The 18,217-nt window shown below is 48.2% G+C and carries 15 protein-coding genes; 11 read left to right on the forward strand and 4 right to left on the reverse strand.

Features of this window, described 5'->3' with window-relative positions:
- Nucleotides 1-42: 42 nt before the first annotated feature.
- Nucleotides 43-1,131, forward strand: a complete 1,089-nt coding sequence (locus tag GSQ66_RS11425) for an endonuclease/exonuclease/phosphatase family protein (protein ID WP_162427594.1) — start codon at nucleotides 43-45, stop codon at nucleotides 1,129-1,131.
- A gap of 70 nt (nucleotides 1,132-1,201) precedes the next feature.
- On the opposite strand, the gene GSQ66_RS11430 is transcribed toward GSQ66_RS11425, so the two are convergent.
- Entirely contained in the window at nucleotides 1,202-1,393 is a 192-nt protein-coding gene (locus tag GSQ66_RS11430; protein WP_162347658.1) for a cold-shock protein, read from the reverse strand.
- A 363-nt stretch (nucleotides 1,394-1,756) separates the two neighbouring features.
- Here GSQ66_RS11430 and GSQ66_RS11435 point away from each other — a divergent pair, with 363 nt between their 5' ends.
- Nucleotides 1,757-3,748, forward strand: coding sequence for a hypothetical protein (locus GSQ66_RS11435; protein ID WP_202923342.1), 1,992 nt, complete (start codon nucleotides 1,757-1,759; stop codon nucleotides 3,746-3,748).
- An 81-nt stretch (nucleotides 3,749-3,829) separates the two neighbouring features.
- On the opposite strand, the gene GSQ66_RS11440 is transcribed toward GSQ66_RS11435, so the two are convergent.
- From GSQ66_RS11440 to GSQ66_RS11450, 3 genes are all read right to left on the reverse strand, one after another.
- Entirely contained in the window at nucleotides 3,830-4,702 is an 873-nt protein-coding gene (locus GSQ66_RS11440; protein WP_162427595.1) for an SDR family oxidoreductase, read from the reverse strand.
- A gap of 83 nt (nucleotides 4,703-4,785) precedes the next feature.
- The gene (locus GSQ66_RS11445) at nucleotides 4,786-5,655 is read right to left on the reverse strand and encodes an NHL repeat-containing protein (protein WP_162427596.1); all 870 of its coding nucleotides are present in this window, start codon (nucleotides 5,653-5,655) and stop codon (nucleotides 4,786-4,788) included.
- A gap of 49 nt (nucleotides 5,656-5,704) precedes the next feature.
- The gene (locus GSQ66_RS11450; RefSeq protein WP_162427597.1) at nucleotides 5,705-9,631 is read right to left on the reverse strand and encodes an AAA domain-containing protein; all 3,927 of its coding nucleotides are present in this window, start codon (nucleotides 9,629-9,631) and stop codon (nucleotides 5,705-5,707) included.
- 201 nt (nucleotides 9,632-9,832) lie between these two features.
- Between GSQ66_RS11450 and GSQ66_RS11455 the strand changes: the two genes are divergently transcribed.
- The 9 genes from GSQ66_RS11455 (at nucleotide 9,833) to GSQ66_RS11495 (ending at nucleotide 18,207) form a co-directional block, all read left to right on the forward strand.
- Nucleotides 9,833-10,927, forward strand: a complete 1,095-nt coding sequence (locus GSQ66_RS11455; RefSeq protein WP_238395654.1) for an alpha/beta hydrolase family protein — start codon at nucleotides 9,833-9,835, stop codon at nucleotides 10,925-10,927.
- A gap of 12 nt (nucleotides 10,928-10,939) precedes the next feature.
- The gene (locus tag GSQ66_RS11460) at nucleotides 10,940-11,413 is read left to right on the forward strand and encodes an NUDIX hydrolase (RefSeq protein ID WP_162427598.1); all 474 of its coding nucleotides are present in this window, start codon (nucleotides 10,940-10,942) and stop codon (nucleotides 11,411-11,413) included.
- Between the two features lie 354 nt (nucleotides 11,414-11,767).
- The gene (locus GSQ66_RS11465) at nucleotides 11,768-12,319 is read left to right on the forward strand and encodes a hypothetical protein (RefSeq protein WP_162427599.1); all 552 of its coding nucleotides are present in this window, start codon (nucleotides 11,768-11,770) and stop codon (nucleotides 12,317-12,319) included.
- 123 nt (nucleotides 12,320-12,442) lie between these two features.
- Nucleotides 12,443-13,360, forward strand: a complete 918-nt coding sequence (locus GSQ66_RS11470; protein ID WP_162427600.1) for a hypothetical protein — start codon at nucleotides 12,443-12,445, stop codon at nucleotides 13,358-13,360.
- Nucleotides 13,361-13,424: 64 nt separating this feature from the next.
- Entirely contained in the window at nucleotides 13,425-14,282 is an 858-nt protein-coding gene (locus GSQ66_RS11475) for a TorF family putative porin (RefSeq protein WP_162427601.1), read from the forward strand.
- A gap of 16 nt (nucleotides 14,283-14,298) precedes the next feature.
- A complete protein-coding gene (locus GSQ66_RS11480; protein WP_162427602.1) occupies nucleotides 14,299-14,973 on the forward strand; it encodes a response regulator transcription factor in 675 nt (224 codons plus the stop codon).
- 1 nt (nucleotide 14,974) lies between these two features.
- Nucleotides 14,975-16,291, forward strand: coding sequence for a sensor histidine kinase (locus tag GSQ66_RS11485; protein WP_162427603.1), 1,317 nt, complete (start codon nucleotides 14,975-14,977; stop codon nucleotides 16,289-16,291).
- A gap of 777 nt (nucleotides 16,292-17,068) precedes the next feature.
- Complete coding sequence (locus GSQ66_RS11490; protein ID WP_162427604.1) at nucleotides 17,069-17,371, forward strand: hypothetical protein; 303 nt, start codon at nucleotides 17,069-17,071, stop codon at nucleotides 17,369-17,371.
- Complete coding sequence (locus tag GSQ66_RS11495; protein WP_162427605.1) at nucleotides 17,368-18,207, forward strand: class I SAM-dependent methyltransferase; 840 nt, start codon at nucleotides 17,368-17,370, stop codon at nucleotides 18,205-18,207. The genes GSQ66_RS11490 and GSQ66_RS11495 overlap by 4 nt, the downstream gene beginning before the upstream one ends.
- Nucleotides 18,208-18,217: the final 10 nt, after the last annotated feature.

Here is an 18,217-nt window from a genome sequence, read left to right on the forward strand (position 1 = left end):
CTATAGTTTACCATTAAAAGCATAAATAACCTACGCAGCACCATGGAGCTTACCCTTATCATACTTGGATTTACGTTTACTTTATTTTCTTTTCTGCCTTTCCTGAAGGTGCCGTGGTGGTGGGTAAGAATACTGGACTTTCCGAGGCTGCATATAGCCGTAATATTAGCGGTTATAGTTGCAGCCTATAGTTTACAATACGCCACCTGGACTACCTCCGAGATCGTGATGATTGCGCTTTGGGTGATAGCCATCCTGAACCAGGTTAGGTACATTTACTATTTTACACCGCTGGCCCGAGTAGAAGCGCTCCGCTCAGAAAAACCAAAACCTGCCAATGCCTTTACCATGATGATCGCCAACGTGCGCATGGTAAACAAAAAGCACCAGGACTTTCTGAAACTGGTACTCCATGAGCACCCGGACATTCTAGTAATGAACGAACCCGATGAAGCCTGGCATGAAAGCGTTCGCAAAGAGCTTGATAAGCGCTACCCGTATAGTATAAAAAAGCCGCTTGATAACACGTATGGCATGATGCTGTTTAGCAGGCTGAAACTTTCGAACAGCGAAGTACGCTTTTTAGTGGAAGACGAGATTCCCTCTTTTTACACAGTAGTTGAATTAGAGAGCGGTGAAAAATTTGATCTGTATACGGTGCACCCACAGCCGCCGCGCCTGATGAAGGATACCGAAACCCGCGAAGCAGAACTGTTGCTGGTTGCTAAAATGGTAAAGAAAACCAAAGTGCCATCGGTAGTTGCCGGCGACCTGAATGATGTGGCCTGGTCGAGTACCACGAAGTTGTTTAAGCAGATAAGCGGCCTGCTGGACCCACGTGTTGGCCGTGGGTTTTTTAATACCTACAACGCACACATTCCAATGTTTCGCTATCCCCTCGATCATGTTTTTTACGACCCTGCTTTCAGGTTGCTGCGCCTGCGCCGTATGGATAAATTTGGCTCCGATCACTTCCCGATAAGCATAACCCTGAACTATGAGCCTGAGCGCGAAGAAGAGCAGGATGTGCCGGTAGCTAAACCAGAGGACCACCAGGAAGCAAACGAGCTGATTCAGGAAGGGCTGGAGAAGGGCGAAGAAAAGAACCGCGAAAAAATGAAAGGCAAATAAAAAACCCGCTCAGTTACCTGAGCGGGCTAAAATAGATGAATGAGCCCGAAGGCTAATTATATTTTATAACTTAGATTCTCTCTACGTTAATAGCATTCAATCCTTTTTTTCCGTCTTTAACTTCATAAGACACACGGTCGTTCTCACGGATCTCGTGAGTAAGGCCTGTCTGATGAACGAAGATTTCCTGATTTGTATCGTCAGCGATGATGAATCCGAAACCTTTTGATACGTTAAAGAATTTTACTTTACCTGTTTGCATGATAATGAATTTAATTAATTGGCGTAAAGGTAACAAACACCAACAAATACACGCGATATTCCATTAATTTATTTTTAAAATATTTTCGAAAAAATTTTTGTACCTACCCTTCCCTATCTCCGGCCAACACCTGGCAGCATCTGTTTAAAAGCCTATTTCAAACGCTTCTATTGCCATATAGCAATAACCATGTTACACTAAGCTCGTATAGCTAAAACGTTCTGTTACACTAAAATGAGCACTCCAAAACACTGCTTACAAAGTGAATCAGAAATCAAAGCCGATGCCGGAAAAGCAACACTGTTCCAGCATCTGCTTAAAACGTTCCTATTTTTAACTATATAAATCCAGGAGATTTTAACTATGAAAGACAACGAGAAAAATCAATCATCCGGCAGCATGTCGGGTAGCACATCAGGTTCTTCTGACTCATCATCGATGGGTAACAATACAGGAATGGGCAGTAGCTCAGGTAGCTCAGGATTAAGTTCAGGTTCAGGATTAGGATCCAGTTCAAGATCTGGTTCTGGCTCCGGATCAAGTTCAGGATCAAGTTCAAAATCCGGTTCAGGCTCTTCAGGATCAAGCTTATCAGGCTCAAACCTTCCATCTCAATCAACTACTTCAGGCAAAAGCAGCAAATCAACTTCAACCGGCTCCGGTTCTACATCTGCTAAAGCCAAATCAGGCACAAGTACCAAAGCCAAGTCTACTTCTTCTAAATCAGGCAAAAGCTCTACGTCAGGTTCAACTTCATCCGGCTCAGGCCAGTCAGGCGAATCTGGTATGGGCGGCTACGGCTCTATGAGCACAGGCAGCTCGCAGCAGCAGGGTGGCGAAAGCAACTATGGTTATGAAGGCGACTTCGGATCATCATCTCAAGGCAACTATGGCAATCAGGGTAACTATGGTTCGCAGAGTGGCCAGCAAAGTGGATATGGCTCGCAGGGCGGTTATGGCTATGGCTCGCAGCACGGCAACTATGGTGGCCAGAGCGGCTACGGTTACCAGGGCGATTATGGTTCGCAGCAGCGCGGCGGAAGTTCGCAGCAGGGCGGTTATGGTAGCCAGGGTAGTTATGGCTCACAGCGTGGCTCAGGTTCTGAGAACTGGGGCAGCCAGGGTGGCTACAACTATGGCAACCAGGGCGGTATGGAAGGCAACCGCGTAAGAAGCCAGGATACTTATTCGCAGGGTTCTTATGGCAGCTATAGCGGCGCACAAGGCGGCTACTCTGACAGAGAAGGCGACGAGCAGGGCGGCTATGGTGTAATGAACGACCAGGGCGGCATGGGCAGCTACAATGCTACAAGAGGCGAAAGCCGTTCTAACTATGGTTCCTCTTCGCAAAGCGGATATGGCGGACAGAGTTCTTCGGGTATGGGCAGCCAGGGTGGATATGGCTCATCTCAGGGACAGAGAAGCGGCCAGGGCGGTTACGGATCCTCACAGGGTGGCTATAGTTCGGACCGTGATTCAGACTATCGCTCTTCTTCACAGGGTAGCTATGGTTCATCTTCAGGTCGTGGCGGCTCACAACATGGCTCGCAAGGCGGCTACGGTTCATCGCAGGGTGGATATGGCAGCGGCCAGGGAGGCTATGGTTCCGGCATGTCAGGCTCAGGATCAACCAGATCAGGCATGCAGGGTGGCTACGGCAGTTCCTCTTCTCAGGGTGGTCATGGTTCACACGAGCGCGATTCAGATCGTTATGGTTCCATGGGCTACGGTTCGTCAAGAGGAATGAGCGAGTACGACAGAGATGACCGCGGCTCACAGAGAGGCTGGGATTCACAGCGCTCTATGCAGGGTGGCTATGGCTCACAGGGTGGTTATGGCTCAAGAGGCGGCTCGTATAACGATGAGTACCGTTCATCCCGCCAAGGTTCGCAGGGCAGCGATTATGGCCAGGGCGGCTATGGTTCATCTTCGGGTCGTAGTGGCTCGCAAGGCGATTACGGACAAGGTGGATATGGCTCTTCGCGTGGAAGCTCGCAAGGCAGCCAGGGCGGCTACGGCGACAGCAACTATAGCCGCGGCATGAGCGGTGGTTATGGTTACGGTTCTGGTAGCTCAAGCCAGGGTGGCTATGGTTCATCATCGCAGGGCAGAGGCAGCCAGGGCGGTTACAGAGAAGGCGGCTATGAGCAAGGAGGCCGTGGCGGTGACCAGAGCCGTTATGGTTCTATGGATAGCAGCACTTCTTACTACAGCGACAACCGCGGTTCTTCCTCACGCGAGAACTTTAGCGATTATGGCAACAGCGGACAGCAGGGCCGTAGCCAGGACCGCAACAGCGATCATTATGAAACACGCCGCAGCGACCGTTATCGTAATCCTGAAATCGACTATTAATCGTATTGATTAGTAAACTATAGAAAAAGCCACTCCTGATCAGGAGTGGCTTTTTGTTTGCCTGATTATAGTTGTAAAGTCTTACACAAAACACTCTTTATACTCTTTTACAAACTGCCTGAAGTTGTGTGGCTTGCGGCCTGTAAGTTCTTCAACACAATTGGTTACCAAATCAGAATTGCCGGCACGTTGCTGCCCGTATAGTTCCAGTAAGGCATGTATCATCCAGTCCGGCATTTCCTGTTGTTGCATGCTTTGCATAGCTGCTTCTTCAGGCACATCAACAAAATCTACCTGCTTGCCTGTTACTAAGCTTATGGTAGCGGCTACTTCGCCAACTGATATAGCTTCGGGGCCGGTCAGGTCATAAATTTTACTTTCGTGTCCATCGCCTGTCAGTACAGCTATGGCTACGGCGGCTATGTCGCGGGCATCTATGTAAGACACTTTTCCTTCGCCGGCCGGCATGTAAATCTTTCCTTCCGATTTTATAGTTGGTGCGCTATAGTTCTCGAAATTCTGCATAAAAGACGCTGCCCGCAGGAAGGTATACGGTATGCCGCTCTGTTCTATGTAGCGTTCTATTTCGCGGTGCCAACGGCAGAGCTGTATCGCATCTTTTGCTCCGGCTCCCAGCGCTGATAATTTTACGATGTGCTTTACACCGGTCTTTTTTGCTTCATCAACCAGCTTTCTGGCCATCTCAACCTGCCCTTCAGAGAACGGCGTTACCAGGAAAACTTTATCGGCATGGGTAAAGGCAGCGTGTAGCGAGCCGGGGTCTGTAAACTCCATTTCAACAACTTCCACATCGGGTAGTCGGCGCAGGTTTTCGCCTTTTATTACGGAGTGCACTCCTGCTCTTACCCGTATCCCGTCAAGCATCGAAAGCTGTTTTACCACTTCTCTGCCCACTGTGCCTGTAGCACCTGTAACTAATATCGTTTGCTGCATAAGTATCTGCTTTTGGTCTGTAGCTATAGTTACGATACAGCAGCTTTTCAGGATGAAAGATCAACAGGCTATAGTTGCTATGGTTACCGGTTTGCCGTTTGTTTAGGCCGAAGTGTTACCAGGTATAGCTTGCCTTTTTCGTTCGTGATCAGCAGCTGTTCCGGTGATAAAAAAAGGACCGCCTCGGCCTGACCGGTTCTGCCAACCGGCAAACAGTAACGTTTCCCATCAAAGCTTATAGTTTCTGAACCGGGCTTAAACAGGTATAAACGGCCATAGCCCAGCAAAGCAAACTGGTTAGTATCCGACATCACATCTGCGGCCGTTATCGGAGATTTTACTCTCAACTTTTCGGCAGGAACTATAGTTTGCCTATCCCCTGAAACCGGGAGTTTATATAGCTGTGTGATGCTTTTAAGTGCGCGGCTTTTCGTAAACAGGTAAAGCGAATCAGAGTGATAAAAGAACGCTTCGAGGTCGTAATGCTGGCGGCTGCGTGGTGGCGGAAACTCGGTCTGGTCTGCAAAACTGAAGGCTAACGTATCGGTTACCTGCCAGCTGGTTTTGTCTAAACTATAGATCGTAAGGTCGCGGCGCTGGTTGGCATTATTCCCGAAATCACCGACATACAAATTACCTTTTTCATCCTGGGCAATATCTTCCCAATCTTTATTAACTATAGGCACCGGTATAGTTTGCAGCAGTTCGCCTTTCAGGTTAAACAGGTACAGTTCAGGTGCCGAACCACCATCGGGGTGCGTTATAAAAGTGGAGTCGGTGACACGGGCAAGGCCGGAGCTTTCTTTGATCTGGATGTCCAGTTTCCCAATCTTATCTATCGTTACGGTGTAGTCTTTCCGGAGACGTTCAAAATCGCTGTTTCGCCTGTCCGGGCCGCAGCCGCAAAGGGCAGTTTGCAGGTAAACATAAAAGGTAAAAAGCTTGATGAGCATCCCGGCTAATACTTTTAAGATTGATTAATGACTACGGATTAGAGTCAGATTACAACTCTTCCAGTGCAAGGAAGACTTTATCCTTATCGGCCCAGAACTGGCGGCTGTATACTTTTTTGTAAGGCCAGTGGCGTTGCTGCAATAACTGCGGCACATCGGCATGCGAATGCCTCACCGATACGTGACTATAGTACAGGTCATCGTCGGTAAGGATGGCGGCTTTATAGTTGCGGTTGGTAAATAACGTAAGATCTGCGAACGGCACCCCTGGCTGCAGTGCCGGAATTGCTCCTGCCAGTTTCTCTTTCAGCAACGGAATCTGTGTGGGCATAGGCTGTAAGTGCGGCTGATACGTAAAATTGCCCTGGCTCACCTGCCGCGCATAGTGCAGGTATTGTTTCAGCAGTTTCGGGCCATGGTGCTGGGTATACTCTACGTGCAGTTGCTCCGGGATTATGCTGGCTACAACTATAATTTTGCGCTTGGCCCTGGTAACCGCTACGTTTAACCTGTTCTCGCCGCCGGCCTGGTTCAGGCTACCGAACTGCATGGCAAAGCGGCCTTTCTCATCAGGCGCATATCCCACCGAAAGTATGATCACATCCTTTTCATCGCCCTGCATGTTCTCAATATTTTTAACCAGCACAGTTGGCGGCAGAACTATCGTTTGCTCTTGCGCGCGCTCTTCCAGCAAGTCCTGCACCAGCATTTGCTGGTTATAGTTGAACGTGATCACCCCCACATCCTGCTGCCCCTGCTGAAGTAAATCCAACACCAGTTCCACCACTTTTTCAGCTTCGGGCAAGTTGCTGTTGTTTTGCCAAAGCCCGTTTACTTTTAGGTAAGCTATAGCAGGTTTCGATGCGTTCAGTTCCTGCAGGTCAGGTATCAGTTCGAGTTTGCTGCGATAGAAGTGTTGGTTTGAGAATTCGATAAGTTCCGGGAAATGGCTGCGGTAATGCTGTGTAAGCATGGTTTGCGGCAGGTACAAACTACACAACTGCAGCAACGATTCGGCAGATAATTCTTCCACTTCTTCGTCGGCGGTATCGCTCCAGCGGGCACGGTAAAGGTCCGATGGTTTGAGCTGCTGTTCATCGCCGGCTACTACCACCTGAGCGCCGCGCAACATGGCCGGTATTCCGGTTTCGGCAAAACACTGCGAGGCCTCATCAAAGATCACTACATCAAAACAGCGCTCCAGTGGCAGCACCGCCGATACCGTTTCAGGAGAAGCCAGCCAGCACGGCACCAGGTTCAGTATCTCATCCGGGAACAGCGAAAATAATTTGCGGATTGGGTAAAGGCTTCGTTTTTTACTGACCTGCGCCTGCAACCTGCGATACGTTACCGCATTGCCCAGGCGGTTAAACTCCATATCGGCATAGGTCTGTTCCCGCAACTTCGACAGCACAATTTCCTGGCTAAGCCGCTGTTTTTCGTTCAATAAGTGCTGCAGTTCAGTTTCCAGGTTTTCCAGTTCGCCACTCGACGCCATGCGCAGTTCCGGGTGCTGGTTCTCGATTTCGTGGAGCCAGGCCAGGTATAAACTGTTCAGGAAAAGTTGCTCGCCCTGGGTAGCAGAAACTATAGGTTGCGATAAAAGCAGTTGCGCTACTTCACGCTCGGCATCGGTAAAAGAAGCAGCCAACGCATCGTGCGCCACCAACTGCTCAAAATGTTCTGACAAATCCTTCAGTAAAGCCGGTTTATAGTTACTAACCGCAAGCAGTAGTTTCACCTGGGTTTCGGTCAGCCATTTAAGCCAGTGACTATAGTTTGCCTGTAGCTCCGTTATAGTTTGCGTTACCGTTTGCAGGTGCTGCGGCAGCTCTATAGTTGGTAACAGCTTTTCATGAAGTACTTTCTCGCGGTGCAGTTTTTTCAGTAGTTTCTGAGCCTGCAGGGCTTTTTCTATAGTTGCTACCTGTTCTAAAATCTGGTTCGGTTGCGCTTCTATTTTCAGGTTGGTAGCTATAGTTTTATTGATGGCCTGCATCAGAATTACAGCCTGCTCACGCAATGTAATCCTGCGCTGCAGCTCCCCTACGCCCCCTACATTTAGCTCGAGTTTATAGTTTGCCAGCGCCTGTTTCAGCACTTTTTTATCTGATGAGAACGCCCAGCTTATGGTTTTAAATATGTTGTTTTGTTGTTCCTCAAACCTAGCTATAGCCTGCTTTATAGTTTGAATGTCAGTGGCATTGAGGGCAGCATCCGGAGCCGGGCAAACCAGGTAGAGTTCTTTTAGTTGCTGTACCTGCAGCGCGAGTTCTTTGGAGTTGCTTTTAATGATTTGCGTTAACGTTCCCAGTACATCCCCGTGCTCCAAAAGCCCTTGAATTTCAGTTATAGTTGGCAGCGACAGTTTATACTTTTCCAGATCATCCAGCTCAAATTTAAAGCCGCTTAGCTCACTTACTTTTTGCTGTAGGGCTGCGTATTGTTCCGGCAGTTGGGTTATAGTTTGCTCCAGTTCCTGGCGTTGCGGCCAGCCATAGTTCTTAAAGCTATGCCTGTTTTTCCACGTGAAATCAGGCTGATCATAAACGATAGCCTGCTGCAGAAACTGGCGAAGGCGTGGCAGAAACCCGGCTGCTATAGTTGCAGTAAAAAATTTATAGTTGGATAACAGGGAAAGATGCGGCTCCTGCAGATTGCTGCGCAGGTAAAGCTCTTTGGCCGACCAGCCACAAAGACTTGTATCAAACAGAGCAGCCTTAAATTGTTCCAGCTTGTCTACGCAGCGGTTTATGCCACGGCTCACTTCCAGAAACGTGCGGTCGGTGTAGATGCTGTTGAGCGCCAGGTTCTGCTTTTTATACTCCGGCAATTGGTCTATCTGTAGTTGCAGTTGCTGGAAAATGTTTTTGCGGTCGGCGTTAATGTCGTGCACCAGCGCAGCAAATTCGCCAAGACCTTCTTCAGACAAACGCTTGTGCACTACATCCAGGGCAGCTCTTTTCTGGCTTACCACCAATACCTTTTTGCCACGGGCCGTAAAATCCGAAACAAGGTTACAGATGAGCTGCGATTTACCGGTACCCGGCGGCCCCTGCACTACAATAGACTTTCCTTGTTTTACCTGCTGCAGGGCGGCCTCCTGCGACGCATCCATTTTAAAAACGGTGAAGGTATGCTGCGCCTGCGCAGCCTGCACTGGAATCTCAGGAGTCGCAAACAGGTCTTCCATCGTCTGCAGATCTTCGCGCTCCAGCAGGGCGTCGTAATCGGCTAACAGGTACGAGGCGGCTTGCGGGTAAATTCCCAGTACGGCTTCCTGCTCCAGGTAAAGCTGGCCCGGTTTCAGACCGTCTTCGTAGTCTGCTTTTTTATAGTCCCGGAAAGGCTTCAGTTTATCGGTAAAAAAATCGCGGCCGGCGTGTATGGCCAGTTGCTCTGACTTCAACAATTCGTAAACCTGCGTCCGGAATTCCAGGGCATGCGTGGGCAAGGTGCTTACATCCAGCTCCAGCAGATTCTCGGGTAAAGGAGCCCCGTTATAGTGTGCGTAGGCCAGTAAAAAGCTCTGGTTAAAACGGGGCGGCTGGGCAGTGCTTTGCACTAGTTCCCACTCCTGGGCAGCATTTACCTGCAGCGCAACGGGGTATAAAAAAAGCGGACAACGCACTGCCGTACCATCGGCAAACATGCCGTGCACAAACGGCCATCCAATGTATAGTTCTTCGCTGCCCCGCTCCTCCAGTATCATGTCGGTGCGGCGTTTTATGTAGCGCAGGCGTTTGCTGATAGCTGCAACGGGCTCATAACGGCTATCAGTAACCGGACTAAGAACTATTTTCTTTGCTCCTGAAGCCAGTTTCTCAACTATAGAAAAAGCCGGCTGGCCAACTATAAAATCCAGCGATTCCACATCCAGGTGCAACTCCTTTTGCAGGCGCAGCAGCAGCAAAGCTTTGTTGCCGGAGCTCAGGTTCAGGAGCCTGCGTCGGTAGTTCTTCAGGATGTTTCTCATCAACTATAGATGCTGTAAGGTTAAAGGCAAGTTAGCAGCTTTTGGCTATAGATGGTAACGCAGGTTTATGCATCATCGCGCTGTAATCTTAAAAAGAAGTTTACATTTGCAGATATTTTTAAGGGACCTGCCCTGTAATACGCAACAAATCATACTAAATTCAGTTTTAACTAGTCTCCTTTTATAGTTACAACCTGCTACATGCACACCCTGACGTTGCAAAAGTATAAGTTTACCTATTGCCTGATTGTAATTTTACTGCTGGCATTTGCTACTGCCTGCAACAGGAATAAAAACAAAAAAATATACCAAAAAGGCGATCGCCTGGACCAATACACTACCACCAAACAATACCCCGGTAAAGTAGCGGATGAAAGCCTGGCAGACTGGGAAAAAAAGATCCCCGAAATACAAAAAGTAGCTATTACCTCCACTATAGACGGCAAAAAACAACCTGCCTTATTCTACGATTCCGGATCATCTGAAAAAAAACCTTTACTGGTAGTGCTCCACAGCTGGAGCAGCGAATATTTGCAGGTGGTAAGCATACCATATGCCCTTTGGGCCAAACTGAACGACTGGGTTTTTATACAACCAAATTACCGTGGCGCTTTTAAACAGCCTGAAGCTATGGCATCTGACGTGGCCATACAGGACATTGTTGATGCCGTAAACTTCTCAAAAGGAAGCGCCAACATCGACACATCCAGGATTTATATTGTTGGCTCATCGGGCGGAGCTATGACGGCGCTGGTTACAGCCGGAAAACACCCGGATATCTGGGCTGGCGTGGTAGCCTGGGTCCCGGTTTTTAACCTGGTTGACTGGTATAAATTCAGCCAGAATTACCCGCACCGCGATTATAACCGCCACATAGTTACAGCCTGTGGCGGCGTTCCTCTCCCCGGCACCGCTGCCGCTGCAGAGTGCCTTCGCCGAAGCCCAAGCTCTTACCTTCAAAATGCCAAAGGCATACCGGTGTTTTTAGCCCACGGAACGATAGATGTGCTGGTACCACCAGACCATTCGGTTAGGGCGTTTAACATGCTCGTTGATTCTGCAGACCGGATACCGCAGTGGCAGATGGACTCGCTGGTGATAAACAAGGAAGTGCCGAAAGAAATGGTAAGTGATGGCCCGAGCAAGTATTTCGGCCCCAAAGACCCGAAGGTATTGTATACTAAACACTCCGGATTAGTAGATTTAGTGTTGTACTATGGCGTGCACGACATGGCCTATAACCCCAGCCTGCAGTGGCTGAGCGAACAGCAGAAAAAGCCTGCGCCTGTAAAATAAACTATAGTTGCGTTGGAAGAAAGCCCTGAACCCACCGGAAGCAAACCAAAACTACCTGTCGTAGACCAGGTATCGGCGGGTGGTGTGGCTTACCGTAAAACTGAGGCAACTATAGAAGTAGCCTTAATTGCTGTAGGGAAGGATAACCGATGGCAATTACCCAAAGGCATTGTAGACCCCGGCGAAACACCTGAAGTAACCGCGGTACGCGAAGTACGGGAAGAGGCCGGCCTGCAAACCGAACTGCTGGAACAACTCGAGAAGATTGAATACTGGTACGTAGGCGACAAAGGCAGCCAGCGCGTGCGCTTCCATAAGTTTGTATATTTTTACCTGCTCCGCTATAGTTCCGGCAACATACAGGACCACGACTGGGAAGTAAACGAAGCCCGCTGGGTAGAAATTAACGAAGCACAGCAACTGCTTGCTTTTAAATCCGAAAAACTGGTAGTAGCCAAAGCCGCCGAAAAAATTGTACAACTATAGTTTCCCATTTACCCATCCGAACGCTGCTTAATGCTCTTTCGGACTTCCAAGTCCGAAAGCACTCTGCCAGGGACATCCTTGTCCCCGTAGATCAGCCTTTTACGCGGACAGGGAAGTCCGCAGCAGTTATAGTTCCGGACAGGGATGTCCGAAACAGCAAGTTATCACACCATTTTTGGAGTTTTCAACAACAATCCAAATAGCTTACAAAACTAACGTTGGCCTTTCTAAAATTCAGAAACTATAAACATGTTGTGCCCTATCTATAGCTACAAAACCAAAAGGCTTTTCCCGATCCGGAAACAATTAGCTAATTTGCCTGGAGTTTTGTCTGTGCTTTAACCTAACCTTCTTATGATCCGATTCATCACATTTCTATTAGCTATAGTTCTACTTGCCGGTTGCGGAACTTTAAAAACTCCTGCCTCATCATCTGCAAAAACTTTTCAGGGTTTACTGGCTGCACACTGCGGCAAATCTTTCGCCGGCACAACTATATTCCCTTCGGATGGCACCGACCCGTTTGCTGGTAAGGCGCTTGTAATGCACATACAAACCTGTAGCGATACCGAAACCCGCATTCCGTTTACTGTGGGCGAAGACCGATCCCGTACCTGGGTGCTTACCAACGTGCCCGAAGGCCTGCAATTAAAACACGATCATCGCCACGAAGATGGAACCCCGGACGAAGTAACAATGTATGGTGGAATTTCTGCTCAGGCGCCTGATGCGTTACAGCAACGCTTTCCTGCTGATACTTACACGGCCGAATTATTACCTGCCGCCGCTACCAACGAATGGACCATGGCCATCAGCCCCGACGGAAAAACATTCAGCTACATTTTAAAGCGCGACGGCAAAATGCGTTACCAGGCAGACTTCGACCTGACAAAACCATTGGAGTAACTATAGTTTGGGCGACCTGAAAAAAATATTTTAAAAATTTTTCAAAAAAAGCATTTCTTCATTTTGTCTTCATCTTGACATTATAGTTTTGACACATAATCTTATTAAAACGACAAAACGAAAATGAAAAAACTAACATTAGTAGCTATAGCTGTCCTGAGTGCAGCAACTACATTCGCCCAAACTTCTTCAACTGATGTTAAATCAACTACAAAAGCCAACGGCAAAGTAAAAGCCGATACGCATGGCGCTGCCGTAAGCGGAACAGCAACTTCTGTTACAACCGCCGAGTCATCTACAAAAGGTGCGCTGGTAAGCGAAGTGGCAACAAAAGCCGATGCAACTGCCAGGGCCGAAGCAAAAGCGGAAGCCAAAGCAAAAAAGGACCTGAAAAAAGCAGAGCGCGAAGCAAAAAAAGAAGCCAAGAAAAACAAAGCTAAGGTGAAAGCAACAGGTGAGTCAACTATAGAAACTACTGTAGAGACAGGCGCCGAAGCGAAAACAAAAGCTGACAACCACGGCCAGGAAGTATCTCAACTTGCTCAGACAGTAGTTGCAGGTGGTAGAGCAAAAGGCGAAGCCATCAGCGAAGTTGCTGCTGCCAATGCAAAAGCAACCACCGAAACATCGGTAGACGCTGCCGTTGAAACTGAAGCAAATGTTGCCACTACCATTGATGCCCAAACCGAGCAAGGCGACAAAAAAGCAAAGCAGACAAAAGAGAAAGCTGCCAAAGAAGTAAAAACTCAGAAGGATACACACGGCAAAACTGTTTCTGAAACAGCTAAAGGTGTAGATGCCACTGTAACTACTACAGGCCAGGCTGTTAAAGAAGTTGCCACAGCCAAGCGCCAGGATAAGCCAACCAAAGTAGAAGCTGCAGCTGGTGCTGATGTAAAAAGTGCTGCACGTGTAACTGCTGGCCGTCCGGCAAGCGCTGGCCGCCCGATAAAAGTGCTTAGAAAAGGTGGTGTTGCCGCCCCTGTAAAGGTAAATACCGGTGCTAAAGTAGGCGTTGGTGTTAAAGTAGGTAAAAACTAAGAAAATCAGATATCAGAGCAGGGCTTCCGGTAATGCCGGGAGTCCTGTTTTATATAGTAAACTCATGAAAAACCAACTATACTTGTGGATAATGCTGGCTTGGGCGCTTGTTGGTTCTGCTCATGCCCAAACAACAGAAGATTCTGTTACCCGCAAAGCATCCTGGAACTTCGCTATAGAAGCTGCCAACAATTCGTCTTTTTTCGGACGTAACACGGCCACCCAATATCCTTATGCAGCTGCCACGTTAACCTATGCGCACGCCTCCGGCTTCTGGGCATCTGCTACAAGCTACCAGCTTTTCAACACCAAAGACTATATCGACGAGACGGACCTTTCGGTGGGCTATAGTTTTGCCATCAGCAAGCGCATGACCGGTAACCTGAGCTACTCCCGCTTTTTCTTCAGCGAGGATGCGCCCATGGTAAAATCGGTAACTGAAAATGCCGCTTCCCTTAACACTACCCTCGACTGGAAATACCTGTATAGTTCGCTTACTACCAGTTACTTTTTCGGTGAGAGTAACGACCTGATCGTGCAGTTCGAGAACTCGCGCTACATTGGCCTGAACCCAATCTGGAAGGGCCGCAACCCGGTTGGCCTGGACCCTAAAATTGGCATTACCGGCGGTACGCAGGAGTTTTCGGAAACCTACACCGTAGAGCGCAAAAAAGAACTGGGCGACTGGTTTGAAGATGTGCTTACACCCGGCAAAGGTAACAACCCGAAAACAACCACTACCACCACAACCAAGCATAAATTCCAGGTGCTGAGCTATGACTTGTATGTACCATTGGTTATAATGCTGGGTAATTTTGAGCTGGAACCGACTTACCGTTATTCTATCCCGGTTAACAAACTGGAAGGCGACGAATCTGAGGCAAAATCCTTTGTATCTGTAAAAGCGAGCTATACATTCTAAACTATAACTATAAACTATGCACGTACTGGTTGTAGAAGATGAAGCCGGCCTGGCTGCCGAGCTGATGCATTTCCTGAAGCAGGAACACTATAAATGCGACTGGGCCTGTAACGGCGAAGATGCCTCTGAGCGCATAGCCGTAAACCGATACGATTTTATATTACTGGACCTGGGTTTGCCTGATTATGACGGGCTAGACCTGTTGCAGGAAGCCCGCGAAACCGATTATGAACCTGCTGTAATAATACTTACTGCCCGTGGCGAACTGGAAGACCGTGTAAAAGGACTTGGTTTAGGTGCCGATGATTACCTGGCAAAACCTTTCTCTTTGCTGGAACTGCAGGCCCGCATGCAGGCCGTGTCGCGCCGTAAATTCAACGTAAAGTCGTCGGTACATGCGTTTCATGGGTTTGAGCTGGATAGTACGGCCCGCACCGTGAGTTATAATGACCAAAACATTTCGCTTACCAAAAAGGAGTTTGACCTGCTGCACTACATGCTGCTGCACAAAAACCGCATCATGACGCGCCTGCAGCTAACAGAGCATATCTGGGGCAACATCCTGGAAGATGATTACGACTCCAACTACATCGACGTACATATTAAAAACCTGCGCAAAAAGCTCTCAGCCCACGCCCCTACCGACTGGATCGAAACCGTTCGTGGTGTTGGCTACAGGCTAACGTTATAGTATGCGGCTGCAATCCAAACTCACCCTTTTCAGCGCTGTTTCCAAAATAGTGGTGGTACTGCTTTTGATAGCGGTGCTCCCGCCACTTATACACCGCGTGGCGCTCGTAAATACCGACAAGCGCCTGAACGAGAAAAAGGACAGTGTACTGGAAATCATCAGCAACCAGGGCATCGGTAACTTTGTAGCCGAAGGCAGCGAAGGAGCCTATGGTAGCTACAACCTGCTGAAAGAAGAGTTTATTTCGATTGAGCAGATACCCGAACCTATAGTTGTTGATACGGTTGAAAACTCGTTGCGCAAAGTAGAGAACGAGATTGTAGAGTACCGCGTACTCAGCCTGACCTTTGAAGTAGAGGGCAATTATTACCTGCTCGAGATCGGAAGAAGTATAGATACGATACAGGAAAGCATAGAAACCATGCAGCAATATGCGCTTTACTTCCTGGCCGCTGTAATACTGATCACCGTTTTCATTGACCTGGCTTTTAACAAGATTCTGCTGCAGCCGCTTATCGTTATAGTCCGGCGCCTGAAAAAGATAGGCCACCCCAGCACTTTTACACCTAAAACTATAAATACCACCACTTCCGATTTCCTGTACCTCAACAATGCCATTAACGACATGATGGGACAGGTGCAGGACGCGTTTCAGAAAGAAAAAGAGTTTATCGGCAACGTATCGCATGAGCTGCTTACGCCTATCTCTATCCTCCAGAACCGAATGGAGAACCTGCTTACCGACCCCGAAATGCCGGAACACCTGCTGGTAAAGTTAGTTGATAACCAGAAAACGCTTCACCGGCTAAAAAACATCATCCAAGCTTTGTTGCTGATATCCCGCATTGAGAACGAGCAGTACCTGAAGAACGAGGAAGTAAGTGTAGCGGCCCTGGTAAACGAAGTGAAAGACGAAATTGCCGACCGCGCCGAAGCAAAGGAAGTAACCCTGAAAGTAGACCTGGAAGACGACTGGACGCTGCAAAACGCTAATTACTCGCTGCTGTTTACAATGCTGTTCAATGTGGTGAGCAATGCCATAAAGTATAATAAACCAAACGGAAGCATAACGATAAGCGGCGCACCAAAAGGCAAAGGCTACGAACTATGCGTTACCGACACCGGCGTTGGTATACCCCAGGAACATCTGCCACACATCTTTAACCGCTTTAAACGCCTGCAAGGCCCTGACAACGAAAGTCACGGGTTAGGTTTACCTATTGTACAGACCGTCGCCCACTTCCACAGGATCAAATTAACGGTGGATTCTACTGTTGATGTTGGTACTACTTTCTGTTTTAAGTTTGGTAAACTATAGTTTATAGTCAGAATCAGGATTAATGGATTTTCAGGATTGAGACCTGGCAGTTTGCGCAGTTCCTGCTATCGTCTTACTTTATAGCTTCATAGTTCCCGTTTATCACACCCTTCAAAGGGAGACTTTTCTGCTACTGCTTCTCTTTCCTATTTGTCATCCTGCAAGAATCTTGGTGGCTGGAGGATTGGCTGTAACTATAGTTGCGATATAGTTTATCGCTGCTGTTTTAACCTACCCTCCCGGGAGGGGAATTTCGGCTACCGCTATAGTTTATGCCATCGTTCTATAGTTTGGGTTTCAACAACCCTGTGAGATTGGCTCGCAAGTTCCGAACTCCCGTTCTCACCTGTCTTCAAGGGGAAGATTCTGCAAAGCTATAGTTTACGCTATAGTTCTGTAGTTGCGGTCTTAACCCACCCCTGCCCCTCCCAGGAGGGGAATTTCGGCTATAGTTAAAGCTTAGCTATAGTTCTATAGTTCAGACCAGGATCGGACAGGTCGCGACCTGTCCCTACGGAACTATAACCACGATAAAGCCAAGCAACTATAGCAGCTCTGTCAATTATAGTTTAGCTATCGAACTGATCTCAGTCTTTGGGTTGAGCGCCTTGTGAATGTCTGGTGCCGTCAGGCATTGCGAGGTACGAGCAAAAGAGATTCGCGCAGCGCGATGCCCGAAGACGGGGCCTCCCGGCCGTGAGGGCACCAAAGCTAATTTGAAACGATAGGCAAGTAGAGCTCCCAGGATTGAAGAAGGCTATGAAATGAAGACTTGGTTTGAATAGTAAAGCAGTCAACTATAGCACTCAGATTTCTCACGTTGTTCGAAATGACAAAGAAGCAACTATAGAACATATAAAATCCCTCACAGCTACGCCGGCTCACTTCGACTCGCGTCTCAGGAATGTTCGAAATGACAAAATAGAAACTATAGAACACATAAGAACCCTTGGCTTTGCCCGGGATGACGAAGAAACGCTAAAACCTATACATCACTTTTTAAGCAACTATAGTTTTGCGCCAAAGTATACTTTTAAACGTAATTTAGCAGCTACATATCTCAAGCCTATAAAACTATGACAGATAAACCACACGAGCTATCCGAAGAAAAATACCTGCACGGCTACTCCACTGAAGAACAGCAGCGCCTGTACAAACAAGCCCGTTTCATGGAGAACAAGATATACTCTGATATCGATCTCTCGACGGTAACCAACCTGCTGGAAGTTGGCTGTGGCGTAGGCGCACAATCGGAGATACTGCTTCGTCGCTTCCCAAATATATTCCTGACCGGCATCGATTACTCGGACAAACAGATAGAACAGGCACAGAATTTTCTGTCGTCGGTGCCCTATGCCAAAGACCGCTTTAAGCTGATGCAGGAAAATGCGATGGACATGAGCTTTACATCGCAGGCTGAATTTGATGGCGCTTTTCTGTGCTGGGTGCTGGAACATATCCCTGACCCGGCCAGAGTGCTGTCAGAAGTACGCCGTGTGCTGAAACCAGGCAGTCCCATCGTGATTACCGAAGTACTGAACTCCAGCTTTTTTGTGGAGCCTTACTCACCAAGCGTGCTGCAGTACTGGCTGCGTTTTAACGATCTGCAATACGACATGGGCGGCGACCCGTTTGTAGGAGGCAAATTAGGAAACCTGCTGCAATCAGTAGGCTACCAGCGTATCACTACCGAACCTAAAACTTTCCACTTAGATAGCCGCAACCCGGCCAAGCGCGCCGAAATGATCGCTTACTGGACAGAGTTATTATTAAGTGGATTGCCACAATTACTGGAAGCCGGCTACGTAGATGCTGAACTGGCAGACAAAGTGAAAGAGGAAATGCACGTAGTAGCCAAAAGCCCGAATGCGGTTTTCTTTTACACATTTATTCAGGCCAAGGCTTTTACGGCATAAATTAAAAACC

Source organism: Pontibacter pudoricolor (assembly GCF_010092985.1).
In the GTDB taxonomy this organism is placed as follows: domain Bacteria; phylum Bacteroidota; class Bacteroidia; order Cytophagales; family Hymenobacteraceae; genus Pontibacter; species Pontibacter pudoricolor.

Coding starts and splice junctions, on each gene's coding strand:
- GSQ66_RS11425 (WP_162427594.1), top strand. CDS start 43: ATGGAGCTTACCCTTATCATACTTGGATTTACGTTTACTTTATTTTCT.
- GSQ66_RS11430 (WP_162347658.1), bottom strand. CDS start 1,393: ATGCAAACAGGTAAAGTAAAATTCTTTAACGTATCAAAAGGTTTCGGA.
- GSQ66_RS11435 (WP_202923342.1), top strand. CDS start 1,757: ATGAAAGACAACGAGAAAAATCAATCATCCGGCAGCATGTCGGGTAGC.
- GSQ66_RS11440 (WP_162427595.1), bottom strand. CDS start 4,702: ATGCAGCAAACGATATTAGTTACAGGTGCTACAGGCACAGTGGGCAGA.
- GSQ66_RS11445 (WP_162427596.1), bottom strand. CDS start 5,655: ATGCTCATCAAGCTTTTTACCTTTTATGTTTACCTGCAAACTGCCCTT.
- GSQ66_RS11450 (WP_162427597.1), bottom strand. CDS start 9,631: ATGAGAAACATCCTGAAGAACTACCGACGCAGGCTCCTGAACCTGAGC.
- GSQ66_RS11455 (WP_238395654.1), top strand. CDS start 9,833: ATGCACACCCTGACGTTGCAAAAGTATAAGTTTACCTATTGCCTGATT.
- GSQ66_RS11465 (WP_162427599.1), top strand. CDS start 11,768: ATGATCCGATTCATCACATTTCTATTAGCTATAGTTCTACTTGCCGGT.
- GSQ66_RS11470 (WP_162427600.1), top strand. CDS start 12,443: ATGAAAAAACTAACATTAGTAGCTATAGCTGTCCTGAGTGCAGCAACT.
- GSQ66_RS11475 (WP_162427601.1), top strand. CDS start 13,425: ATGAAAAACCAACTATACTTGTGGATAATGCTGGCTTGGGCGCTTGTT.
- GSQ66_RS11480 (WP_162427602.1), top strand. CDS start 14,299: ATGCACGTACTGGTTGTAGAAGATGAAGCCGGCCTGGCTGCCGAGCTG.
- GSQ66_RS11485 (WP_162427603.1), top strand. CDS start 14,975: ATGCGGCTGCAATCCAAACTCACCCTTTTCAGCGCTGTTTCCAAAATA.
- GSQ66_RS11495 (WP_162427605.1), top strand. CDS start 17,368: ATGACAGATAAACCACACGAGCTATCCGAAGAAAAATACCTGCACGGC.